The following is a 23679-nucleotide window of genomic DNA, read 5'->3' on the forward strand; positions in this document are numbered from 1 at the left end:
GGCGGGGGTCACCGGATCGGGCGGCGTACTCCCGCTGCTGTACACCGGGACACCCCCGTCCCCCCGGGGGATGGCGAAGTGTTCAGACCGGGGGCGGCATCCGTTGTCGATGGCGGCTCGTACCGTTGACGCATGGATCTTCGACTGCCCGCCCTGCGAGGGCTGCGGAAGCCGCGGCGGCTACTGGCCGCCGCGGCGGCCGTCGTCGTCCTCGCCGGTGCCGGGACCTGGACGGCCGTCGCCTCCGACGGGACGCCGCCGGTGCACCGCAGCGACCGGGTCATGGCGGTGAACGGGGTGCGCATCGACACCTCGTACTTCACCTCCGGCGCCGACGGCCGCCGTCCCGCCGTCATGCTGGGGCACGGCTTCGGCGGCAACAAGGACGACGTCCGCAAGCAGGCAGAGGACCTCGCCCGGGACGGGTACGCGGTCCTGACGTGGTCGGCGCGCGGCTTCGGCCGGTCGACCGGGAAGATCGGGATCAACGACCCGAAGGCCGAGGTCGCCGACGTCTCGAAGCTCATCGACTGGCTGGCGAAGCAGCCCGAGGTCCGCCTCGACAAGGCGGGCGACCCGCGCGTGGGCCTGGCGGGCGGCTCCTACGGCGGCGCGATCTCCCTGCTGGCCGCCGGGTACGACGACCGGGTGGACGCCATCGCCCCGTCGATCACGTACTGGAACCTCGCCGACGCGCTGTTCCCGAACGGCGTGTTCAAGAAGCTGTGGGCCGGGATCTTCTTCAACAACGGCGGCGGCTGCCAGAGGTTCGAGCCCGCGCTGTGCGCGATGTACGACCGGGTCGCCGAGTCCGGCACCCCGGACGCCGCCGCCCGCAAGCTGCTGGAGGAGCGCTCGCCGTCCGCCGTGGGCGACCGCATCAAGGTGCCCACGCTGCTGATGCAGGGCCAGACCGACTCACTCTTCCCGCTCGGCCAGGCCGACGCGGCCGCGAAGGCGATCCGCGCCAACGGAGCTCCCGTCGACGTCGACTGGATCGCGGGCGGACACGACGGCGGCGACATGGAGGCCGACCGCGTCCAGGCCCGCGTCACCGCCTGGTTCGACCGTTACCTCAAGGACGACAAGGGCGCCGACACCGGCCCGGCGTTCCGCATCACCCGCACCGGAGGCGTCGACTCCACCGACGGCCAGGCCCAGACGCGGGGCGCGAGCGACGACACCTACCCCGGCCTGGAGAGCGGCGAGCGGTCCATCGCCCTCACCGGCCGCGAGCAGCGCTTCGACAACCCGGCCGGCGCCGGCCCGCCCTCCGTCTCCGGCCTGCCCGGCCTCGGCGGCGCCGGCGGCCTCTCCCAGCTGTCGTCCCTCGGTGTCGGCATCTCCCTCGACTTCCCGGGCCAGTTCGCGGCCTTCCAGTCGGCGCCCGTCACCGACGACCTCCGCATCACCGGCTCCCCGACCGCCACCCTCCACGTGAAGTCGACGAGCGACGACGCCGTCCTCTTCGGCAAGGTCTACGACGTCGGCCCCGACGGCGCCCAGCAGGTGCTGCCCTCCCAGCTGGTCGCACCGGTCCGCGTCGAGGGCGCCAAGGCCGGCAAGGACGTGACGATCACGCTCCCGGCGATCGACCACGAGGTCGACAAGGGCCACCGCCTCCGCCTGGTCCTCGCTTCCACCGACCTCGGCTACGCCTCCCCGGCCGCCCCGGCGACGTACACCGTCTCCCTCAAGGGCGACCTGAACGTCCCGACCGCCCCCGGCGTGAGCACCGCGGCCGCCGCGCTCCCGGCCTGGGTGTGGTGGCTGCCCCTCGCGGGCGCCGTCGCCGCCCTCGCCCTGCTGCTGACCGGTCGCCGCCGCACCGCCACGCCCGTCCCCGACCCCGCGCTCGCCGAAGTCCCGCTGCAGATAACGGACCTGAGCAAGCGGTATGCCCGCTCGGCGGACCGGTACGCGGTGCGGGACCTGTCCTTCCGCGTGGAGAAGGGCCAGGTCCTCGGACTGCTCGGCCCCAACGGCGCCGGCAAGACCACGACCCTGCGCATGCTGATGGGCCTGATCGGGCCCGACGGCGGTGAGATCCGCGTCTTCGGCCACGCCATCCGGCCCGGCGCGCCCGTGCTGTCCAGGGTGGGCGCCTTCGTCGAGGGCGCGGGCTTCCTGCCGCACCTGTCCGGCCGGGAGAACCTGGAGCTGTACTGGCGGGCCACCGGCCGGCCGGCGCAGGACGCCCACCTCGACGAGGCCCTGGAGATCGCCGGCCTCGGCGACGCGCTCGCCCGCGCGGTGCGCACGTACTCACAGGGCATGCGCCAGCGACTGGCCATAGCCCAGGCCATGCTGGGCCTGCCGGACCTGCTCATCCTCGACGAGCCGACCAACGGCCTGGACCCGCCCCAGATCCGCGAGATGCGCGAGGTGATGATCCGCTACGCGGCCGCGGGCCGCACGGTGATCGTCTCCAGCCACCTGCTGGCGGAGGTCGAGCAGTCCTGCACCCACCTCGTGGTGATGGACCGCGGCCGCCTCGTGCAGGCCGGCCCGGTGCGTGAGATCGTCGGCTCCGGCGACACCCTGCTCGTCGGCACCGCCACGCCCGTGGAGGAGCCCCTCACCGAGAAGGTCGCCGCGCTGCCCGGCGTCGCCTCGGCCGTCCGCACCGACGACGGACTCCTGGTCCGGCTCGACGCCGACGGCAGCGCCCAGCGCCTGGTCGCCGAACTCGTCCGGCTCGAGGTGCCCGTGGAGTCGGTGGGCCCCCACCGCCGCCTGGAAGACGCCTTCCTCACCCTGATCGGAGGTTCCGCATGAGCACGCCCACCGTCGCCGACGTGGCCTCCGGCTACCGCGCGGCCCACACCCTGCCCCTGCGGGTCGAGCTGCTGCGCCAGCTGAAGCGGCGCCGCACCCTGGTCATGGGCGCGATCCTCGCCGCCCTGCCGTTCGTCCTGGTCGTCGCCTTCGCCATCGGCGGCGACCCGGGCGGGGGCAACGGCCGCATCACCCTCATGGACACCGCGACCGCGTCCGGCGCCAACTTCGCCGCGGTCAACCTGTTCGTCTCGGCGGGCTTCCTGCTCGTCATCCCCGTCGCCCTGTTCTGCGGCGACACCGTGGCCTCGGAGGCCGGCTGGTCCTCCCTGCGCTATCTGCTGGCCGCGCCCGTGCCGCGCGCCCGCCTGCTGTGGTCCAAGCTCGTCGTCGGACTCGGCCTGAGCCTCGCCGCGATGATCCTGCTGCCCGTGACGGCGCTCGCCGTCGGCACGGCCGCCTACGGTTGGGGCCCGCTCGAGATCCCCACCGGCGGCGCGCTGGACACCGGGACGGCCGCCCAGCGCCTCGCGGTGGTCGTGGCGTACATCTTCGTCTCCCAACTGGTCACCGCGGGTCTCGCGTTCTGGCTGTCGACGAAGACCGACGCACCGCTCGGCGCGGTCGGCGGCGCGGTGGGCCTCACCATCGTCGGCAACGTCCTGGACGCCGTGACGGCCCTCGACCAGTGGCGCGACTTCCTGCCCGCGCACTGGCAGTTCGCCTGGGCCGACGCCGTCCAGCCGCATCCCGAGTGGTCGGGCATGATCCAGGGCACCGCGATTTCCGTGACGTACGCGCTGGTGCTGTTCGCCCTGGCGTTCCGGGGTTTCGCCCGCAAGGACGTGGTGTCGTAGCCGGATCTCTCCTGATGGGGCGCAGTCCAACCGGGTGAAGCTGCGAAACCAATTCCCATGCGTCGGGTTTGCTGAAGCAGGACGGCAGCGACGCCATGGGAAAGGAACGTGCCGTGGACAAGAAGGCCATAGCCGCAGCGGCGGCCACCGCCCCCCTCGTCAGTACGCCGGCGACGGCCGCTCCCGCAGCGTCTGCTGTGGACTAGCGACAACGGACCCCGATTCCTCAGCCCGGGCCGTCAACGGTGACGCGTGAAGAAGAGCATTGCTTTTGTCACGGGCGCCATCCTGGCCCTGGGCATGACCGGCCCTGGACGTCTGTCTCCGTCAACAGGGCGGGTTTTCCCCATTCTTCGAGCAGGAAGGCAATCACCTTGCGAAAGACCCTGAGCAGGGGCGTGTTCGCGGCGGCCGCAGCCACCGGCATTCTGTCCCTGTACGGCAGCCCCGCCCTCGCCGACACGGACGCGTCGGCAGTCGCCAAGGATTCTCCCGGTGTGCTGTCCGGGAACGCCGTGCAGGTGCCGATCGAGGTGCCGGTGAACGCGTGCGGCAATAGCGTCGCCGTGATCGCGGCGTTCGACGCCGCGCTCGGCAACTCCTGCGAGAACACCTCGTACGGCTACGGTGACTACGGCGTCGAGGAGTACACGCCCCCGTCGCCCAGCGCGAGTCCGACGCCTCCGCCCACCAGCAAGCCCACTCCGCCGCCCACGCGCATCAGCGAGACGCATCGTCCCAAGCCCGCGCCCACGAAGAGCAGCGAGGCGCCGCCCATGACCAGCGTCGAGCAGCCCGTCGAGCCGCCCCAGCTGGCCGAGACCGGCAACGGTGCCCTGTGGGCGGCTTCGGCCGCCAGTGCCGCGCTGATCGGGGGCGGGGCGATGATGTACCGCCGCGGCCGCGCCAACTCCTGACCTGCTCCTTGGGGCCGGACGCAACCGGCCCGGCCCCCGGGCGGGCGGTGCATCCCGTCGTCGTCACCGCCTGCCCGGCCCGCGCCGGACGGGCGGTGACGACCGCCACCGGCGGCCGCACACGGGCGGGCCGCCGACGACTTCCTCGCCGTCAGCGGCCCTGGTCCGTCTCCCGGTTCCCCGTCAGGGGCGTACCGGCGCCGGCGACTCGTTCCGGCGGCTGCCTCCCGGTACGGGGACCGTTCCGCCCATCGGGGTCGTCCTGAGCCGACGGCGTACGCCTCGGACGAGTGTCGCCGCCGTGAAGGTCGCGCCGTGGACGAAGCGCATCGCCGGGCCGAAGCCCCCGGCGGTCACCAGACCCGCGAGGAACAGCCCCGGGTGGGAGGACTCGAAGTCCCGCCCGACCGCGGGGGAACCGTCGGGCAGGGCCGCCAGCGACCCGCGCAGCTCGGCGGAGAGCAGTCCGATCCGGTCGCAGCGCGGCCGGAACCCCGTGGCGGCGATGACGTGTTCGGTCTCCAGGGTGTGCAGGGCGCCCTCACGGCTCACCGTGTCCAGCCGTAGGCCGCCCGGCACGGCACTGGCCGCGGCGACCTCGTGACCGGGCAGCACCTCCACCACGCCTTCCACCCGGTCCCGCACCCACCACGCGCCCGCAGGGCCCAGCGCCGTGGTCGCGATGCGCGTCCGGGTCGGCTCCGGCAGACGCCGGAAGAGGTTGGGGCGCTCGGAGTAGAACCAGTTCTTCCACCCGGGGCCGAGGCCGCTGTGCGGGGAGCGGACCGACTGCCACACGGGGCGCTCCCAGGGCGGCGGCACATCGTTCCACACCAGCCGGTCCGCTCGCGCCAGCACCCGCACGCGGGTGCCCTGTTCGGCGAGCAGCGCCGCGGTCTCCAGGGCCGCCTGGCCACCGCCGATGACCGTGACGTCCTTGCCGCGGAACTGGTCGAGTTCGCTGTGGTGGCTGCTGTGCGTCACCAGGGAGGGGTGCAGTCCGCGCAGTGCCGACGGCACCTCGACGAACGGCATCACCCCGACCGCCAGCGCCACCGCCCGCGTGCGCAGCTCCTCCCCGTCCTCGGTGACCACGGCGAACCCGTCAGGGCCGGACGCCACCCGGGTCACCATGCGCTCGTCCACCCCCGGTACCGCGTGCCGCGCGAACCATAGGCCGTACGACGCGAACGCCTCGACCGGAATCGGCTTCGCGTGACGTGCGGTCAGGCCCTGCTCCGCGCAGTAGGCGCCCAGGTGCCAACGCCCGGCCGGGTCGGAGAGGTTGGACGCCCACGGTTCCGACTTCAGGAACATGCCACGGGGCATGTTGTCCCGCCAGCACGCCATGGGCCGGCCGAACACGCGCATGTTCAGCCCGGCGGCCGCGGCGTGGGAGGCGATCGACAGACCGTACGGGCCTGCACCCACCACCAGAAGGTCGTACATCATCAACTGCTCGCTTTCTCGTTGTCGACAGAGGAGGGCGAGGCCGCCCGCGGGATCGGCCGTGGCGTCGGCGCCACAGTCGTCGAGCCCAGCCGTTCACACACCCGCCGGGACACGTGACGGCACCACTGGGCCCACATCGCCCATCCGGGAACGCGGTCGTCCCGGGCGTACCAGGCCAGTTCGCGCCCGGCCGGCGCCGGACGCAGCGCGGCGAGCGGGGCGTAGTTCTCCACCACGAACTCCCGCCCGGCCAGGGGCGCCCCGGCCGGCAGCGGACGGCCCGTCAGGTCCAGGTGCAGGGCGCGTACGACGTCCAGCCCCGCGCTGTCCGCGAAGAGCCGGAACTGGGCGCCGGGGCGCGGGTTGAAGTCGAGCAGGTGATAGCCGCCCGTCGCGCCGCAGCGGCGGAAGTCGAGGTCGAAGATGCCGCGGTAGCCCAGCTCGCCGATGAGCCGCTCGGCCAGCTCCCGCACCTGCGGGTTGGGCGTCCAGCAGCCCACCGCGGTCAGCCCCGCCCCGCGCGGCCAGGCCAGTTGTTTGCGGCCCGGCCCGCCCGCGCGCACGGCACCCGAGCGGTCGGCGTAGCCGTGGAAGAACCAGTCCCGGTCCTTTCCCGGCGGCAGGTACGCCTGCAGCAGCAGCCGGCTGCCCGCCTCCTCGGTGCGCAGGTACAGCTCCCGGGCCTCCTGCTCGGAGCGGACCAGCACCGTGCTGCGCAGCCCGCTGCCGACAGGCAGCAGCCAGGGCCGGCTCCACTTCGCCACCAGGGGGAGTCCGAGCCGGCGCGCGTCGTCGGCGGCTCGCGCCGGACTGTCCGGGACCAGCGTCACCGGGTGCGGGATGTCCGCGGACGCGCACACGGCGGCCAGCTCCGCCTTGTCGGCGACGCGTTCGGGCAGCGTGCCCGGCATCGTCGGCAGCAGGTAGGAGGGCGTGAGTTCGTCCCGCATCCGTCCCGCGGCGATGGCGCTCGCGTCGTCCATCGGGATCAGGACGGCGGGACGCGCGATCCGCTCGGCCACCCGGCGCAGCGCGACGAGGATGTCGTCCGCGGACGCTCCCGGAAGGGGCGGGGGATGCATCCGCCGTACATAACGCGACGCGTGGACGGGACTTCTCGCCGAATCGGCGACGACATGCACCTCCACTCCCGCCCTTCCGAGCGAACGGACGGCCCCCAGAGTTCCGTGGTGAAAGGGGTTCCGGTCGATCCGCAGCAGGACGGCGGGGACGCGGGTGTCGAGAAGCGACACGAATTCTCTCTTTCTCGGATCGGCTCACCCGTGCGGGTGAGCGCAGTACTCGAAAGCCCCAACGGCAATGGCGTCATTGCCTTTTCTGTGCCTGACTTCATATGACTGCTCGTCAATAAGAAAACCGAGGCAAAAGGCCGATGACAGCGAAGAATGCAGACATGGCCCCACGGCACAAGCGGGTCCGGGTCCGCTGGCTGGCCGCGGGCGCGGTGGCGGTCGCCGTGTCGGCCGCCCTGGCGTACGGCCCCCCGGCGGGGGTGCGGGTGGTGCGAGCCGACGATCCTCGCCCTCCGGCGCCGACCCCGACGACCACCCCGGAGCCGGGCAGGGAGGCACCGCCCTTCGGCGCCTTCCTCAAGTCCGACGCCCGTGGTGTGGCCCGCATGGCACAGTTCAGCCACTGGCTGGGCGGTGCCGAACTCCGCGTCGGACACACCTACCTGCCCGGCAACCGCTGGAGTGACATCGAGGGCGACATCGGCTTCCTGGACGCGTGGGCGCACTGGCGCAACCAGAAGGCCGACCGGATGCTCGTCCTCAACGTCCCCATGCAGGCGCGCAACGAGGAAGGCGTCCCCGACGACGAGGTCCGGCAGCTGGTGCGCCAGGGCGCGGCCGGGGAGTTCGACCACCACTTCCGCGCCCTCGCCGAGCGGCTGGTCCGGCTGGACGTGCCGGACGCGGTCCTCGTGCTCGGCTGGGAGATGAACGGCACCACGTACACCCATCGCTGCGGGCCGGACCCGGAGGCCTGGAAGACGTACTGGAACAGGATCGTCACCACCATGCGCGCGGTGCCGGGCCAGAGGTTCAAGTTCGACTTCACGCCGACCCGCGGCCTCGACGACGTGCCCTGGACGCAGTGCTATCCGGGGGACGACACGGTCGACGTCATCGGTATGGACTCCTACGACCAGCCGACCGGGATGTCGTTCGACGAGCAGGTACGAGAGCCCTACGGCCTGCAGAGGCATGTGGATTTCGCGAAGGCCCACGGCAAACCGGTCTCGTATCCCGAATGGGGGCTCTTCCGCAACGGCGACAACGTGGAGTACATGCGGCGCATGCTCGCGTGGATGGACGAGCACAGGCCGCTCTACAACACGCTGACCGACTACTGCCCGCACGGCGTGTGGCAGTGCGACGCCAACCCCATGTCGTCCCACTTCTACCGGTCCGCCCTCTTCGGCCGTCCGGTCGAGGCGACCCCGACTCCCACACCCACGCCCACCCCGGAGCCGACCACGCCCACCGCACCCGACGCGCCGGCGCCCTCGGAGGACTGCACGGAGCTGGACCTGGGCGACTGGGTGGAGTACTGGATCGGCGGGAAGATCTGCCTCCCCGACTGGTGGTAGGGCATCGAAACCCCACCCGTCGGCGACGAGTTCGGGTGAGGGACCGGTCGGGGACACCGTCGTCACCGCTGTCCACGGGCATCGGCGGCGGCGGCCGGGCCGGGCACCGAGGCGGCGGGCGCGGGGTCGTCGTCCCGGCCGGTCCCCCGCGGCCGCGCCAGCAGGACCAGGCCGCACAGCAGTCCACCCGCACTCGCGCCCACCAGACCCGTCACCGCCGGCGACGCGGACGTCGGCTCGGTCGGTTTCACCGCCCGCGAGAACTGCACGAGCCGGACCTGGGTGCTGCTCTTGCTGTGCTCCGCGTGCCGGGTCAGCGCGCGGGAGACCGCGTCGGCCATGTCGACGGCGAGGTCGGATCGCGAGGAGGTGGCCGAGATGGCGACCATCGGCGCGTCCGGCGAGGTCGCCGAGCGCACGCTGTGCTGCAGCGTGCGCACCGGCACGCCCGCCCACACCTGCGCGTCTCCGAGCACCGCGAGCTGCGTGGCGACCCGGCCGTACGCCTGCGCGAAGCCGAGGGCGGAGTCCGGGGTGGACTTCGCGGTGGGTACGGCGATGACGTAGCTGGTGGCCGTGTACGTCGGGGGTTTGACCATGCCGTACGCGCCGCCGAGCAGACCCCCGACGAGGGTGCCGGTGGCGAGCACGGACCAGGACGGCAGCCTCCTGACACGGGCCAGGGACAGGCGGCGCTGACGGGTCGGAGTGTCGGTCATGACGGGCTGGCTCCCAGAGGTGAGCGGGACGACGAGGAACGGGACAGCGCTGCCGCGTACACGTCCATGAGGCGGGCTGCGCTGCGGGTGATGCTGTAGGGGTGCGCGACCTCCGGCGCCGTGCGCGGCCGAAGGCCGGCCGCGCGGACCTCGGCGATCGCGTCGGCGTACGCCTGGAGCCCGCCGCGCACCCGCCGGGCATCGGCGGTGGCCGACGGCGGCAGGTCCTCGAGCGCCGGACAGGAGGCGTAGAGCACGGGCAGGCCGGCCGCCAGCCCCTCCACGACGGCCAGACCGAAGGCCTCGTCCGTGGACGGGGACGCGAGCAGGTCCATGGCGGAGGTGAGCGAGGGCAGGTCGGGACCGTGCGAGTCGTCGGGGACGTAGGGGCGTTCGCCGGTGAACAGGACGCGGTCGGCCACGCCGGCCTCGTGCGCCGTGCGGCGCAGGACGTGCTCCTCGGGGCCGCCGCCCACCAGCATCAGCCAGTGGTCGTCCGGGAGCCGGGTGAGCGCGTGGACGAGGACGTCGAACCGCTTGCCCCGGGTGAGCCGTCCGACGCCCCCGACGACCCACGCGCCCTCCGGCAGGCCGAGGTGCCGACGGGTGCGTTCGCGCCGTTCCTCGTCGAAGCGGAAGCGGTCCAGGTCGATGCCGTTCGGGACGACCTCGATGCGGGGCGCGGGCACGCCCCAGCGCGTCAGGCGGTCGGCCACCGTCGGGGAGACGGCGACGGTCGCCGAGCCGAGCCGCTCGCTGGCCAGGTACAGCGCGCGCACCCCGGCGGTCAGCCTGCGGCCCTCCATCTGGGAGTCGCCCAGGGAGTGTTCGGTGGCGACGACCGCGCGGACCCCGGCGATGCGTGCGGCGAGCCGGCCGTAGACGCAGGCCCGGTACAGGTGCGTGTGCACCAGGTCGTAGCCCCCGGCGCGGATCAGGCGGACCAGGCGGGGGAGCGCGGCCAGGTCGCGGTTGCCGCCCATGCCGAGATGCGTGACGCGGACGCCGTCCGCGACGAGGCCCTCGGCGACCGCACCGGGGTTGGTGAGCGTCACGACGTCGCAGTCGACGGGCAGGTGACGCAGCAGCAGACGCAGCTGCTGCTCGGCCCCGCCGACGCCGAGGCCGGTGATGATGTGCAGAGCCCTCACGTCACACGCCCTCCACCTGACGTCGGCGCAGCCGGTGCAGCCGGTGCTTGAGGTACAGGCGCAGACCCTTGTCGTTCTGGCCGACGTGCACGCGCGGCAGGGCGTGCGGACCGGTCAGCGGGCCGGGGTCGATGGCACAGGCGTAGGTGTAACCCGCTTCCCGTACGGCCTCGACGGCGCGGGCGTCGACCGTGCCGTACGGGTAGCAGAAGCCGTCGACCCAGGCGCCGGTCAACTGCGTGAGCAACGCGCGGCTCTCGCCGACCTCGGCCCGGAGGGTGAGGTTGTCCGCCCGGGTGAGGTCGACGTGCGTCAGCCCGTGCGAGCCGATCTCCACGCCCTCGGCGGCCGCCTGCCGGATGCCGTCCGCGGTCAGCAGCGGCTTGCGTGGGCCGAGCGGGTCCCAGGCGTTCTCGCCGCCGAGCCGCCCGGGCAGCACGAAGAGGGTGGCGCTGCAGTCCCAACGGTGCAGCACCGGCAGGGCCTCGGTGACGAAGTCGGCGTACCCGTCGTCGAAGGTGAGTCCGACCAGGCCCCGCCCCAGCCCTCGGGCGCGGGCGGCGAGCAGCTCGGCCACGGACACGCCCCGCAGCCCGCGCCGGCGCAGCCACGCCAGCTGCCGGTCGAGCCGCTCGGGCGTGACCGTGATGCGGTACGGGTCGTCCGAGCAGTCGCCCACCGAGTGGTACATGGCCACCCAGGGGATCGGGGCCGGGCGTGCGGCGGGGAGTCTGCCGGTGTCGACGGATTCAACGGAAGCGACCATGTGTGAGCCTTCGTGTGACGGCGCTCGCGGAGCGCAGTGCGGATGCGAAGCCCTGGGCGCCCAGGGCCCAGGTGAGCGGGACGAAGACGGTGGTCACGGTGAGGCAGCCGGCCGCGAGACCCGCCACCGGCGACTCCGGCCGGCCGGCGACGAACGCCCCGGCGGCGGTGGCGACGACCGCGGCGCACACGGACCTGCTCAGCTCGGCCAGCACCTGCGGGAGGCGGATCGAGACGCCGTAGGGGCTGTTCTGCCGCGCCGTTCGCAGGCCGACGAGCATCAGGGCGGCCGTGACGGTGATGCCGAGGGCGTTGGCCGCGGCGATCCCCGCCACGCCCCAGACGCGCACGGTCGCGACGCCGATCACGGACGTCACGGCGATGCCCGCGGTCATCACGCAGACGGGATACCAGGTGGGCCGACCCGCCGAGAAGTACGAGCGGACCAGGGCGCCCACCAGCGTCTGGCCCAGCAGTCCGAGGGCGTACACCCGCATGACGTCCGCCGTCGCCGCGGTGTCACTCGCGGTGAACGCGCCCCGCTGGAAGAGCAGTTCGACCATCTGCGGGGCCGCGGCGATCACCGCGCACATGCCCAGCAGCACCAGGCAGGAGGCCAGCGCCAGATCCCGCTCCACGCGGCTGCGCGCCCGTTCGGTGTCGCCGTCCGCGAGTGCCCGTGCCACCACCGGGAAGGTGACCGTGCACACCATCAGCGACAGCGTCATCGGGATCTGGGCGACCTTCTGCGCGTAGTTGAGGTGGGAGATGGCACCGGCGGGCAGCGAGGAGGCCAGGAAGCGCTCGACGAGGACCTGCGACTGGCGGCACAGGGCGAAGAGGAGTACGGCGGCGACCAGGGCGACCTGCATCGGCCGCCCTTCGGCATCGGACCCGGTCCCGCAGGGGGTCGGCCCGCGCGACGCCAGTTGCCGCCACAGCGACGGCAGTTGCACCACCACCATCAGACAGCCGCCCGCCGCGACCCCGACCGCGGCGGACCGCACGCCCCAGCGGTCGCCGAACAGGAACATCGCGGCGACGATGCCGGTGTTGTAGGCGACGTAGATCGCCGCGGGCGCGAGGAAGCGGCGGTGTGCCCGCAGGGCGGCGCTGCAGTACCCGGCGAGCCCGAAGGCCAGCACACAGGTCGCCGTGAGCCGGGTGCAGTCGGCGGCGAGGCGGGGGTCGGGCAGCCCGGGCGCGAGGGCCCGGACCAGGTAGGGAGCGCTGCCGGCGACCAACGCGGCCACCGTGGCGAGGGCGAGGCAGAGGCGGGGCAGGGTGGCGGCGACCAGGGCGCGGACCGGGTCGCCCGGAGCGCCGCGGGCCCGGCGGGCCAGAGCCATGCTGAACGCCGGGATCAGCGCGATGGCCAGACCGTCCTCGATGAGCAGCGTGGCGGCGAACTCCGGGACGGTCCACGCGACCAGGAAGGCGTCCGTGTCGCTCCCGGCGCCGAACAGCCGCGCCAGCGCCTGGTCGCGCACCAGGCCGAGCAGTGAGCCGGCGATGGACAGCGACGCCGTGACGAGCGCGGCCCTGGCGAGGAACCTCCCGGAGGCCGGGGAGGTCGGGTCGGCGCCCTCCGCGGCCTTGGTGGCGGCACGCGCCGCGGGTACGGTCGCCGCGACCTCGGTTTCGGACCCCGGGGGTTGTGAAGGCACTACCGTCATCGCGCCACGGCCTCCTCGACGCGCTCCCGCACTCCGCACCGAGGCTCGTCCACCCGCTCGTGGCCGGCCAGCGCCCACCAGGTGACGAGCCCCAGGCCCACCGCGGTCAGCACGGTCGAGGGGCCGCCGATGTCCCCGTACACGAAGTCGGTCAGCAGCCAGACCAGCAGCCCGCAGGCGACGAGCGCGCAGTCCAGTCCCGGCCCCCGGGCGCGGACGCGCAGCAGCCTCCGCAGCCCGCACACCAGCAGCGCCAGCCAGCTGCCGGCCAGCCCCAGCAGCCCGATGAGGCCCTGCTCGCTCAGCACCAGCAGGTACATGTTGTGCGGCGACAGCAGTGGCTGCCTCGAGTACGTCACTCCCGCGCCCTCGATGTCGCTGGCCGACGACAGCGCCAGGGTGGCGTGCCCGTCCCGGTACTCGGGAAAGCTCTTCATCCCGACGCCGGTCAGGGGGTGTTGACGCCACATGTCGGTGGCGGACGCCCACAGGGTGTAGCGGTCGACGACGGACTGGTCGGGGGTGTCGGCGACCTGCGTGATGCTGTCGATCCGCTGCTGCAGCAGCTCCGAACCGACGCCGAGCCCGCCCACCAGGACCACCCCCGCGGCGGCCACGGCCGCGGCCACCTTCAGCGCGCGCCGCAGCCCGACCAGGGCCAGCTGTACGGCGCAGGTCAGGGCGGTCGCGATCCAGGCGCCCCGGCTGAAGGAGAGGGCGAGCGGCGACAGCAGCGCCAGAGCGCACCCGGCGGCGGTCGCCCGCTGCCGTACCGACGCCCGGCCCAGTGCGATCCCGACCGCGCACACCAGGCCGAGCGAGACGACCGTCGCCATGCCCATCACGTCATGCGGCCCGAAGGTGCCGACGGCCCGGATGTCCGCGCCCTGGTAGGAGGCGCCGGTCCGGGTGACGTACTGGTGGACGCCGAGGGCGCCCTGGCACAGCGCGAGTCCCACGAACGACCAGGCCACCAGGCGGAAGTCGGCCCGGTCACGGATCAGCAGGAGCACGGCCGCCGGGACGAGCACGAAGATCTGCAGATAGCGCCCCAGGCCGGCGAGCCCTGCCTGGGGCGAGGAGGCCCCCACGGCGGCGAGCGCGAGCCCCACGACCGGCAGGCACAGCACCACGGCCGCGGTGGGCGACAACGGGCCGCGCCGTTCGCGCAGGAGACGGATCACGCAGTACACCACCGCCAGCCCCGAGACCGCGTCGGCGGGCCCCGCGCCGTCCCGCGTCAACGGCAGGGCCAGCAGGACGGGCACGGCCACCACGGGCAGGACCGGCGTCAGCGCGGCGGCCCGGCGCGCGAGCGGTGTCAGGGCGTGGCTCACGGTTTTCAGCTCCCCGTCGGGCGCACCAGCGTGGCCGCGGTGCGCAGCAGGATGCAGACGTCCTGCCACAGCGACCAGTCGTCGATGTAGGCGTTGTCGAACCGGCAGCGGTCCTCGATCGAGGTGTCGCCGCGCAGGCCGTGGATCTGGGCGAGGCCGGTGATGCCGGTCCGCATGCGGTGGCGGGCCGAGTAACCGGGGTGGGTCTGGCTGAACTGCCCGACGAAATAGGGACGTTCGGGCCGCGGCCCGACCAGGCTCATGTCGCCTCGGAGCACGTTCCACAGCTGGAGCAACTCGTCGAGCGAGGTGCGCCGCAACATACGGCAGAACCAGCGCATCTCGTTCTCGTTGGCCACGCTCCACCGGGTCGCCGACTCGCGCTCGTCGACCGGGCGGTGCGTACGGAACTTCAGCAGCGTGAACGGCTTCCCGTTCCTGCCGATGCGCTCCTGCCGGAACACCACACCCGGCCCGTCGCTGACCCGAAGCATCACCGCGAACGCCAACAGCAGCGGACTGACCAGCAGCAACAGCGTCCCCGACACGAGGACGTCGAGCATCCGCTTGCCCGCGCTGTCGCGGCGCACCGGGGACAGGTCCAGACGCCGGCAGGTGAACCCCGCCAGCCGCTCCTTCGTCGTGTACGACGGGGAGACGGCGTCCACCTCCCAGACCACGCACCCCGACTCGGCCAACGTGCGCAGCAGCGCCCCCTGTTCGGCGCGCACGGAGGGGTGGACGGTCAGGACCGCCTGCACCCCGTTCTGGATGACCGCGCGCTCGACCTCCTCGCCGGTCGTCAGGACCGGCAGGCCCTCGGTGCCGTCCGGCTGCTCGGCGACGATCCCCACCGGCCGCACACCGCACCGCGGGTGGCGCAGCACGGCGGCGGCCACGCGCTGCGCGGTCGCCGTCGGACCGACGACGAGCGCGGTCTGCGGGTGGCGCAGCAACCTGGCGCGTCTTCGCCCGTGCACCACCGCGCGCAGCACACAGCCCGCCGCCGCCTGCACGGCGATGCCCGCCAGCACGGTGCGGACGGACAGGGCGTGCTCCGGCCGGTACGCCGCCGAGAGCACCGAGAGGGCCAGCCAGACCACCGCGATGCGGCCGCACACGGTGGGCAGTTCCTCCAGCAGCCCCGGCACCGGCGGCCGGCCGTCGCGGGGGCGCAGCAGCAGCGACGCGACGATCAGCAGGCTGACGAGCAGCGGATGACGCTCGGCCTCGGCGAGCGCCAACGTGCCCGACAGGGCGGCGACACCGTCCGCGAGGAGCAACGGGACCGGTGAGGCCGACCGGGCCGGGCGCCGCGGGGCGGGGAACCGGGAACCCGTGGTGGTCTCCCGTGGCGGCATGACCGAGACTGCTGAGAACCCGTGGTCCCGTGGCGGGACGCCGGGGGAGGGGACGGTATGTTCGGCGGTCACGAGTGGATCGACTCCCTGTCCTGGGTGGGCTCGACGCGCTGTGGCGTCTGGTTCGCCTCGGCGCCACAGCCTGTGTCGAGTGGTTGACCGTGGTCAGAGCCCGGGTCCGAACTCCGGACGGGCGCGCGCCACCCGGCACGCATGCTCGTCGCGTCGCCCGAAGCCCCTGGTAGCTCCGCTGCGAGGTCCTTCCGGCGCCTTGCGATCGCCCGGACCAGACGCCGCGCGCTGATCCGGCCGTGGTTCGGACCCGGGCTCGTGGCGCCGAGGGCCTCGGCGGGCTCGACCGCTCGGGACGGCCGCGCCCTTTCGGTTGTGGGCCACGTGCCGAGCAGGTCGCGGTAGAGGTCCGCGACCGCGTCTGCGGTGTGCCGCACGTCGTGGGTGGCCAGCACGTGCCGGCGGCCGCGGGTGCCGAGCGATGCGCGCAGCGGCGGGTCGAGCAGCAGCTCCGTGACGGCTTCGGCCAACACCGCCGGTTCCTCCGGCGGGACCAGGCACCGGGCGGTGAAGGAGGACGGCAGGCTCTCGTGGGCACCGTCGACGTCCGTGACCACCACGGGCCGCCCGCAGGCCATCGCCTCAAGCGGGGCCAGGGCCATGCCCTCCCAGCGGGACGGCAGGACGACGAGATCGGCAGCCTGGTACCAAGGGGCGGCGTCGGCGACGGCTCCCGCGAACAGCACGGACTCCGGGGCGTCTTCGCGAAGTCGCTCGCGGTCCGGCCCGTCGCCGACCAGGACGAGGCGGGCGTCGGGCACCCTGCGCACGACGGCTTCCCACGCCCGCAGCAGGACGTCCTGCCCCTTCTGCCGGCACAGCCGCCCCACGCACACGGCGAGCGGCACCGCCGGGTGGATGCCGGCGAGCGGTGCGAGCCCGGCCCGCACGGCGCCGGCGTCGGCGGGGTGGAAGCGCTCGGGGTCAATGCCGTTGGGGACGACGGTCCATCGGCCGTTGATGTCGGCGCGTACGCCGGTCGCCCGCTCCGCCTCGCTCACACACACCACCCGCGTGGCCCAACGCGCCCCCCATCGCTCCCATCTGAGCGCCAGAGCCGCGGTGCCCCCGTCGACCGCCTCGAACGACCAGGCATGCGGCTGGAAGACCGTCGGAATCCGTCCGCGCACCGCGAGCCTGCCGACGAGACCGGCCTTCGCGCTGTGCGCATGCACCAGATCGGGGCGTACCTCTTCGATCACCCGTGCCAGGTGCCGTACCTCCCGCATGAGCGACGGACCCGGCGACCGCGTCGCGGGCCAGTGCCGTACCTTCGCGCCGAGCGCCCGCAGTTCCGCGGTGAGCGCGCTGTCCGGGCAGGCCACGGTGACGTCCAGACCGGCCGCCAGCTGTGCCCGCACCAGGTCCGTCACGACGCGCGCGACCCCGCCGTCCACCGGTTGGGTGAGGTGCAGAACCCGCGGCCGAGAGGCGGTGGGTGACAGGTGCATATGCGCGGCTTTCTCGCTCACGAAGGTGCTCGGGGCGGGCGACAATGCGCTCACCGCTGGGCGTCGACGGCGACGAAGAGCACACCGGCCCACGCCGCGTCCTGCTGGGACTGGAGCCGGAAGGTCGCCTGGGCACCGGCCGTTTGCAGGCCTTTGTCGAGGTCGAACACGTCGGAGTCGTAGCCGAGGGTGTGGGTGTACGCGGGCACCCGTGCCGCATCCGCTCCGGGCTCACTGATGGTGGAGTTCAGGACGTCGTCCCGGGGGTTGGCGGAGTTGCTGAGGACGGTGGAGGCGGACGCCGTCGTCAGGGTGAGCGAGTCGCCGGTGGTGCCGCGGTCGCCGTTGTACGCCACCAGTCCCACGCGGCCCCCCGCGCCGGCGGGAAGGTCCAGGTCCTGCAGCCGGATCTCCTGCCCGCCGGACCGCAGCGGTGTGAAGCCGTCCCAGATCGAGAGGCGCCGCAGCGGCTCCGCCGCGTTCTCGTACGCCACCACCAGCGTCCAGCCGCCCCATGCCCCGGCCGCCGACTTGCCCATGGCGACGTTGACCTGCGCCACGGTGTACATGCCCGGCCCGGACTCCCGCACCATTTGCGTGACCTCCGCCGAGGCCTGGAAGGCGTCCGCGCCGTCCGCCACGCGGTGTCCGACGACCGTGTCCGCGAGGAGCTCCTTGTACTCCCCGCCGGGTTCGGCGATCAGCACCCGCCCGTTGTCCTCCGGGGGCTTCTGTTCGCCCACGCGCAGGTTGCCGCCCCAGTACAGGCGCGCGTACGTCACCCGGGAACCGGCGGGCAGGCGGACCTCCGCACGGGAGGAGTTGTAGGTGTTCGGGTCGTTGTCGACGTCGCTGTAGAACATGTCGAAGTCGCCGTTCACCCCGCGCCCGCCGCCCTGCACGTCCCGGCACGAAGGTGGCGAGCCCGGCACGCAGCTGATGGAGACGTTGGCCGCCCGCACGATGCCACCGTGCTGGTGCGCCCGGTACCGCTGGGTGAACGCGATGCTGTCCGCCTCCGGTGCGGGCGGTGCGACCCTCGCGGCAGCGGGGGAGCCGCCCGGTGCCCACATCGCGGCAAGGGCGAGGACGCCCACGGTTGCACGACGAAGCGGCGGACCCAGGGAATGGCGCATGACCGTCGGTGCCCTTTCGCAGCAGGTGGGGGGTGACAGCAGCGGCACGAGCGCGAGGTGTCCGCGCTGAGGAGTGCGCTACGCGGTTCGCACTCTAACCATCGACCGGATAAAGACGGCTATATTCGATGAAATCCGACAAGTGTGTCGGAATCGTGAAACCAGCGTCTTCCTCCCCGGAGTTCCGTGACGGAGGTCGGCCGGTTCCGTTCCCTCGAACGCGGGTCGCGGCGCAGCAGTCCTGACGTGACGTCTGGGCAGGCTGGACGCGGCAGCAGAGGGAAGCATCGGATCACTAAAAGCGTATGATCGGTTGCGGAAAGTGATGGGTGCTTGCACGGTGGGCTCAAGATCCAACGCCCGTCGAGAGGACCCACCATGCCCACTCTGCCCGCGTGGCGCGTCGCGTCCAGCGCACTGTGCGCCGCCCTTCTGGTCGGGATCACCGGCCCCGCCGCCGTGGCGGCCGACCCGGCTCGAGAGCACAGCCATGCGGCATCGCCCCACGTGCGGTTCTTGAGCACGGACGCGGTTCTCGCGCAGGCCAGAACAATCAACGGGGGCGAGCTCACCCCGGTCGCCGACCTGCTGCAGGCAGTATTTGGAGCGGACCACGGCCGACCGCCCGTCGCCGATGCCAGGAAACTGGGAGCTGCCGCGAAGGCCGCCCTCGCCAAGGCGGCCGCCAAGGCTCCGGCGGCCTTGGTCACGCCGAAAACACCTGCCCCGGGGATCGGCGTGCTGCTGCCGGCTCCCGCGGTGCCCGCCGCGCCCGCCGTCGCTCCCGCGAGCGACGACCCCGACACCGTGGAGAACGAACTGGACGCCGTGGACGAAGCGCTGGACACCGTGGAGGAGGCGCTGGACGACCTGGAGGACGCCGTCGACAGCCTCCTGGACGCGATCACCTCCGGTGACGAGGACGAGGTTCTTCCGACAGCGGACGACCTGCTGACCGAGCTGGCGGACCTCATCGACGCCCTGACCGGAGGCGGCCTGCCTCTGCTGCCGACGCTGTCCGGCACGTCGACACCGACGTCGTTGGCACCGACGTCGTTGGCACCGACGTTGTTGGCACCCACGTCGTCGACACCGGAATCGTCGACACCGGATTCGTCGACGGAGGTGTCGTCGACGCAGGTCACCTCCGTGTCGGGCGACGAGCTTCCCACGATCACGATGTCGAATTCGGTGCTGCTGCCGGCCTCGTGAGCGTCGTGCGGCAGGGCTTTCGCCCGCCCGGTCGTGGTGCCGCCTTCCAGGGCCGGCACCACGACCGCTTGCTGCTCCTCGGTCTGTCAGAGATCTCATATGAGGACTTGCAATCTTCGGCACCTCCGGTTTCCGCCCAGGCCGCGGCTCGTTAGGTACGACGACAGAAGCTCGCCTCCGGCGACCTGCGTCGCCGAAGAAAGGAACACGATGAAGTCCCTGAAGGCTGCCGCCGTCCTTGCCGGGTCCTTGATCGCTGCCGCCGGGGCTGCCACGCCCGCGTCCGCCCACAACGCCCCCGCCCTGGCGCCCACCGGCCAGAGCGCCCCCGACGTGGCGGCCACCGACCTCAGCGGCGCCGTGAACACCAGGCTCCCCCTCAGCCAGTCGGCCATGCTCGGGAGCAAGGAGTCGGTGGTCCGCGCGGCGAAGGAGGCCGCGACCGTGGTGAACGACGCCAAGCCGGTGCACGGCAACCTGTACCTGTAAGGCTGAGACCACGTCACACGGAGGCGGCCCTCGGTGGAGTTCGAGGGTCGCCCCTCCGTATGCCGGACGGTGACGCCGGCTCTGTTTCTGGACGCCCCACCCACGGCCCCCGACCCGCACGACTTCGCTCTGTCCACGCGGCGGTGACCGCGCGGGACGTTCGGCGGTTATCGCTACGACAACCGGACCGAACGAGGGGTGAAGCATGGGTGTTGGTATCGACGGGGTGCCGGTGGGTGCCGAGATCGGAGCGACGGGCCCGGTGCGGCCCGGACCGGCGGGGACAACACGGCGTGATGTGGCGCGCGGTCTGCGCGCCTGCGCGCTTGCGGCCGCCCTGGCCCCGGTGGCCGGAGCCCTCCCGACGCAGCCCCCCGGATCCGGGCCGGGGCGGGCCCCGGACGACACCGTCTTCGCCCAGACCTACCGCGGCCACCGCATCCGTGGTGCGTGGACCCCTGCGCACGGTGCAGGCGAGGACGGCTGGTGGCAGGTCACGGTCGACGGCCGCCCTCTGCATCTGATGCGCCGTGCCGACGGCACCTGGCTGAGCATGGTCGACCACTACTGCTCGTACCGGACACCGCTCGAGGCCGCCCGAGCCGCTGTCGACGAACTCGGCCCCGGCCGGCTGCTGCGCGACCTGGCCCCGGGAAACCCGCACAGGGGGGACCGGCATGGCGTACGTGCGTAGGGACGTCGGCACGCTCACCGGGGCCGAGAAGCGCCGGTTCGTCAACGCGTTGTTGGAGGTCAAACGGCGGGGCGAGTACGACGCGTTCGTGCGGACGCACATCGAGTACTTCTCGCCCGACGGCGAGCAGGGACTGCGCGTCGCGCACATGGCGCCCTCCTTCCTGCCGTGGCACCGCCGGTTCCTGCTGGATCTGGAGCGCGCGCTACGCCGGGTGGACTCGTCGGTGACCGTGCCGTACTGGGACTGGACGCGCGAGCGCACCACCACCTCCGCGCCCTGGACGGCCGACCTCCTCGGTGGCAACGGGCGCCGTTCCGACCACCAGGTGATGACCGGTCCGTTCGCCCATCGGGAGGGCAACTGGACCATCAAGGTGGGCGTGACCGACGAGGTGTTCCTCACCCGGGACCTCGGTCACCCCCGCGACCCGATCGATCTGCCCACGAAGGGCGACCTGGAGCAGGCGCTGGGGGACCCGGCCTACGATGTGGCGCCCTGGGACTCGACGGTCACGCGAGGCTTCCGCAACAAGCTGGAAGGCTGGGGAAGCGGCCGGGGCAGCACCTCCTGGCACAACCACAACCGGGTGCACCGCTGGGTCGGCGGGGCCATGCTCGGCGGCGCCTCCGTCAACGACCCCGTCTTCTGGCTGCACCACGCCTTCATCGACCTGCAGTGGTACCGCTGGCAGCGCCGGCACCGCGGGGCGCGCTACCTCCCCGCCACACCGCCGGGCCCCGACGATGAGCAACACGAGCGGATCGTGGCACGGCACCAGAAGCTGCCGCCGTGGGACGAGACGCCGAACGAACTGGAGGATGTCGGCCGGATCTACCGGTACGCATGAGGTGAGGCGGGTTCATGGGGAGAGCCCCGGCGCTCGAGGGCGCCGGGGCTCTTGGGTGAGGACGACTGATGTCCTCTCGGGTGAGGACGACAGATGTCAGTGACGGCTGCTGCGGCCGTAGTGGGCCTTCTTGTCGTCCTTCTTCTTGTCGCCGTTCTCGCAGAAGTTGCCGACGGCCGGGTTGAGAGCACCGATCACGGTGACGGTGTTGCCGCACACGTTGATCGGGGCGTGGATCGGAACCTGGACCACATTGCCGGACAGGACGCCGGGCGAACCGATCGCCGCGGCCTCGGCGCCGGCGTCCGCCGAGGCGAGACCAGCCCCACTGAGCACCACGGCACCCGTTCCGAGAGCGACAGCGCCAACCTTCGCGATGCGAGACATCACGTTCTCCTTAGTGACTCGGTAAGTGCGGCAGCAGAACACGCGGCCGCACTGCCCCTTCAACGCGAGGGCCTGGGATTGGTCACGACGGCCATCTCCGGATCACTCCTTTGCTGTGAGCCCTTGGCGGCGCTGCGATGGGATTTTTCAGGAAACTTACGACACCGGGCGTTTCGCATGGAAAAAGAGGTCTCCGCAGCCTACGTTTGCAACTGAAGGTGACCGGGCCGTCACGGCTTGTGTCCACTCGAGAAACGGAGAGGTAATGCGTAAGTACCAGAAGGCTGCGGTCGTCGCGGCCATGCTCGGCAGCGTCGGCTTCCTCGGCGCGGGCATCAGCCACGCCTCGGACGGCGACGGCAAGTTCAAGCTGGACAACAAGCAGAACCAGTCGTGCGAGCAGAACGACTCGACCACGGGCCTCGTCAACATCGACGACGTCAACGTCAACGTCGCCGCCCTCCTCGGCCTGGCCCAGCAGGACAACAGCGAGCGTGAGTCCCTGACCTGCTCGCAGAGCTTCACCCTCGGCAAGAAGTGATCACTGATCGCTGATCGGGTGATCTAGGCAGGTCCCGGAGCTCGCACCATGTCCGAGCTCCGGGGCCTGCCAGCTTGCGTTTTGCCGGGCCGTAACGGAAGGAAGGGGACGGATGTCCAGGTCGAAGAAGACCGCGTCTGTGGCGGCGGGAGCCCTCAGGGGCCTCACTCTGATCGGTGCAGGAGCCGTCCGGCCCTCGCCGAGGCCGGCCCCGGTGGGTGCGTCGACGACGGCGAGGGCCGGATTCACTGCATACAGGAGGTGGAGGGCGTTGACGCGCCCGATGTGTGCGTAGTGGCGCAGGTGTGCACTTTTCCAAAAAACTGACGTGGCTGGGCGTTTCGCGTGGCAATGGCCGTAAACGCAACCTACAGTTGGCAACCGTGAGTGACCGATCCATCACGGATCGTGTCGATTGAGAACGGAGCGGTAATGCGCAAGTACCAGAAGGCCGCAGTCGTCGTGACCATGCTCGGCAGCGTCAGCTTCCTCGGCGCCGGCCTCGGCCACGCCTCGGACGGGGGCGAGAAGGTCAAGCTCGACAACAAGCAGCACCAGACGTGCGAGCAGAACGACTCGACCACGGGGCTCATCAACATCGACGACATCAACGTCAACCTCGCCATCCTGGGCCTGGCTCAGCAGGACAACAGCGAGCGCGAGTCCCTGACCTGCGCCCAGAACTTCTCCCTCGGCAAGTGATCACTGATCAGGTGATCTAGGCAGGTCCCGGGGCTCGACCAGGTGTCCGAGCCCCGGGACCTGCCGCCTGGCATTTTTGCCGGCCCAAGCATCCGGAGCGACCCGCCGTCAGCCACGAGGGGTCGACCGCAAAGGAAAAGACAGATGCTCAATTCGAAGAAGATCACAGCGGCAGCGGCAGCCGGAGTCCTCGGGGGCTTCGCTCTGATCGGTGTCGGGGCCGTCCAGGCCTTCGGCCATGCCGGCCCCGGCTCGTGCGTCGACGACGGCAAGGGGCACGTTCGCTGCGTGGAAGTGAACGAGTACAAGGTCACCACCGACAAGCTCGGCAACGTCCACGTCGTCAACGAGTCGACGCAGAGCTGCCCGAGTTCACAGAGCCAGGTCACCTGCGTCAGCAACGTCGTCGTCCCCGGCAAGAAGTCCTGACGCGCCCCAGGCAGCCGCGGCGCCCCTGTTCACGCCGGCTACCCGTCACGTGAGCCAAGTCGCACAGAAGAGGATGGCCGGGACCCGAA

Annotated in this window: 21 protein-coding genes and 1 pseudogene; 11 read left to right on the forward strand and 11 right to left on the reverse strand. The window is 72.1% G+C overall.

Going from position 1 to position 23679, the window contains the following annotated elements; genetic code table 11:
- Positions 1-132 precede the first annotated feature (132 nt).
- The 3 genes from ACGFNV_RS31535 to ACGFNV_RS31545 all read left to right on the forward strand — a co-directional run bounded on the left by ACGFNV_RS31535 (position 133) and on the right by ACGFNV_RS31545 (position 4552).
- Entirely contained in the window at positions 133-2778 is a 2646-nt protein-coding gene (locus tag ACGFNV_RS31535) for an alpha/beta fold hydrolase (protein ID WP_393627084.1), read from the forward strand.
- Positions 2775-3635, forward strand: a complete 861-nt coding sequence (locus tag ACGFNV_RS31540) for an ABC transporter permease (protein ID WP_393627086.1) — start codon at positions 2775-2777, stop codon at positions 3633-3635. Before ACGFNV_RS31535 ends, ACGFNV_RS31540 begins: the two co-directional genes overlap by 4 nt.
- A gap of 374 nt (positions 3636-4009) precedes the next feature.
- Positions 4010-4552: a chaplin gene (locus ACGFNV_RS31545; protein WP_393627087.1), complete on the forward strand. Its 543-nt coding sequence runs from the start codon at positions 4010-4012 to the stop codon at positions 4550-4552.
- 183 nt (positions 4553-4735) lie between these two features.
- Here the strand turns inward: ACGFNV_RS31545 and ACGFNV_RS31550 are convergent, their stop codons facing one another.
- The gene (locus tag ACGFNV_RS31550; protein ID WP_393627333.1) at positions 4736-6001 is read right to left on the reverse strand and encodes an NAD(P)-binding domain-containing protein; all 1266 of its coding nucleotides are present in this window, start codon (positions 5999-6001) and stop codon (positions 4736-4738) included.
- A 2-nt stretch (positions 6002-6003) separates the two neighbouring features.
- Positions 6004-7257, reverse strand: coding sequence for an ATP-grasp domain-containing protein (locus ACGFNV_RS31555; RefSeq protein WP_393627089.1), 1254 nt, complete (start codon positions 7255-7257; stop codon positions 6004-6006).
- Between the two features lie 161 nt (positions 7258-7418).
- Here ACGFNV_RS31555 and ACGFNV_RS31560 point away from each other — a divergent pair, with 161 nt between their 5' ends.
- The gene (locus ACGFNV_RS31560; protein ID WP_393627091.1) at positions 7419-8618 is read left to right on the forward strand and encodes a glycoside hydrolase family 26 protein; all 1200 of its coding nucleotides are present in this window, start codon (positions 7419-7421) and stop codon (positions 8616-8618) included.
- 62 nt (positions 8619-8680) lie between these two features.
- Here ACGFNV_RS31560 and ACGFNV_RS31565 read toward each other — a convergent pair whose 3' ends face one another.
- The 8 genes and pseudogenes from ACGFNV_RS31565 to ACGFNV_RS31600 form a co-directional block, all read right to left on the reverse strand.
- Entirely contained in the window at positions 8681-9337 is a 657-nt protein-coding gene (locus tag ACGFNV_RS31565; protein WP_393627093.1) for a lipopolysaccharide biosynthesis protein, read from the reverse strand.
- The gene (locus ACGFNV_RS31570; protein WP_393627095.1) at positions 9334-10488 is read right to left on the reverse strand and encodes a glycosyltransferase; all 1155 of its coding nucleotides are present in this window, start codon (positions 10486-10488) and stop codon (positions 9334-9336) included. The genes ACGFNV_RS31565 and ACGFNV_RS31570 overlap by 4 nt, the downstream gene beginning before the upstream one ends.
- A 1-nt stretch (position 10489) precedes the next feature.
- The gene (locus ACGFNV_RS31575; protein ID WP_393627097.1) at positions 10490-11254 is read right to left on the reverse strand and encodes a polysaccharide deacetylase family protein; all 765 of its coding nucleotides are present in this window, start codon (positions 11252-11254) and stop codon (positions 10490-10492) included.
- Positions 11238-12929: a murein biosynthesis integral membrane protein MurJ gene (gene murJ, locus ACGFNV_RS31580; RefSeq protein ID WP_393627099.1), complete on the reverse strand. Its 1692-nt coding sequence runs from the start codon at positions 12927-12929 to the stop codon at positions 11238-11240. The genes ACGFNV_RS31575 and murJ overlap by 17 nt, the downstream gene beginning before the upstream one ends.
- Positions 12926-14266: an O-antigen ligase family protein gene (locus ACGFNV_RS31585; protein ID WP_393627101.1), complete on the reverse strand. Its 1341-nt coding sequence runs from the start codon at positions 14264-14266 to the stop codon at positions 12926-12928. The genes murJ and ACGFNV_RS31585 overlap by 4 nt, the downstream gene beginning before the upstream one ends.
- 5 nt (positions 14267-14271) lie before the next feature.
- Positions 14272-15699, reverse strand: a complete 1428-nt coding sequence (locus ACGFNV_RS31590) for an exopolysaccharide biosynthesis polyprenyl glycosylphosphotransferase (protein ID WP_393627103.1) — start codon at positions 15697-15699, stop codon at positions 14272-14274.
- Positions 15700-15971: 272 nt separating this feature from the next.
- A pseudogene (locus tag ACGFNV_RS31595) lies at positions 15972-17150 on the reverse strand (glycosyltransferase family 4 protein); the annotation flags it as partial.
- A gap of 50 nt (positions 17151-17200) precedes the next feature.
- The gene (locus ACGFNV_RS31600; protein ID WP_393627105.1) at positions 17201-18286 is read right to left on the reverse strand and encodes a DUF3344 domain-containing protein; all 1086 of its coding nucleotides are present in this window, start codon (positions 18284-18286) and stop codon (positions 17201-17203) included.
- A 378-nt stretch (positions 18287-18664) separates the two neighbouring features.
- On the opposite strand from ACGFNV_RS31600, the gene ACGFNV_RS31605 reads away from it, so the two are divergent.
- The 4 genes from ACGFNV_RS31605 (at position 18665) to ACGFNV_RS31620 (ending at position 21531) form a co-directional block, all read left to right on the forward strand.
- Entirely contained in the window at positions 18665-19498 is an 834-nt protein-coding gene (locus ACGFNV_RS31605) for a hypothetical protein (protein ID WP_393627107.1), read from the forward strand.
- A 210-nt stretch (positions 19499-19708) separates the two neighbouring features.
- A complete protein-coding gene (locus ACGFNV_RS31610) occupies positions 19709-19987 on the forward strand; it encodes a hypothetical protein (RefSeq protein WP_393627109.1) in 279 nt (92 codons plus the stop codon).
- A gap of 205 nt (positions 19988-20192) precedes the next feature.
- The gene (locus ACGFNV_RS31615) at positions 20193-20681 is read left to right on the forward strand and encodes a tyrosinase family oxidase copper chaperone (protein WP_393627111.1); all 489 of its coding nucleotides are present in this window, start codon (positions 20193-20195) and stop codon (positions 20679-20681) included.
- Positions 20665-21531, forward strand: a complete 867-nt coding sequence (locus ACGFNV_RS31620) for a tyrosinase family protein (RefSeq protein WP_393627113.1) — start codon at positions 20665-20667, stop codon at positions 21529-21531. The genes ACGFNV_RS31615 and ACGFNV_RS31620 overlap by 17 nt, the downstream gene beginning before the upstream one ends.
- Positions 21532-21627: 96 nt before the next feature.
- On the opposite strand, the gene ACGFNV_RS31625 is transcribed toward ACGFNV_RS31620, so the two are convergent.
- Positions 21628-21918 carry a chaplin gene (locus ACGFNV_RS31625; RefSeq protein ID WP_393627115.1) on the reverse strand — a complete coding sequence of 97 codons (291 nt, stop codon included), beginning with the start codon at positions 21916-21918 and terminating at the stop codon, positions 21628-21630.
- A gap of 265 nt (positions 21919-22183) precedes the next feature.
- Between ACGFNV_RS31625 and ACGFNV_RS31630 the strand changes: the two genes are divergently transcribed.
- The 3 genes from ACGFNV_RS31630 (at position 22184) to ACGFNV_RS31640 (ending at position 23590) form a co-directional block, all read left to right on the forward strand.
- Positions 22184-22459 (forward strand): hypothetical protein, encoded by a 276-nt coding sequence (locus ACGFNV_RS31630; RefSeq protein ID WP_393627116.1) that lies wholly within the window; start codon positions 22184-22186, stop codon positions 22457-22459.
- 432 nt (positions 22460-22891) lie between these two features.
- Positions 22892-23161: a hypothetical protein gene (locus ACGFNV_RS31635; protein ID WP_393627118.1), complete on the forward strand. Its 270-nt coding sequence runs from the start codon at positions 22892-22894 to the stop codon at positions 23159-23161.
- 144 nt (positions 23162-23305) lie between these two features.
- Entirely contained in the window at positions 23306-23590 is a 285-nt protein-coding gene (locus ACGFNV_RS31640) for a hypothetical protein (RefSeq protein WP_393627120.1), read from the forward strand.
- Positions 23591-23679 lie beyond the last annotated feature (89 nt).

Source organism: Streptomyces sp. NPDC048751, assembly GCF_043198595.1.
GTDB lineage: Bacteria > Actinomycetota > Actinomycetes > Streptomycetales > Streptomycetaceae > Streptomyces.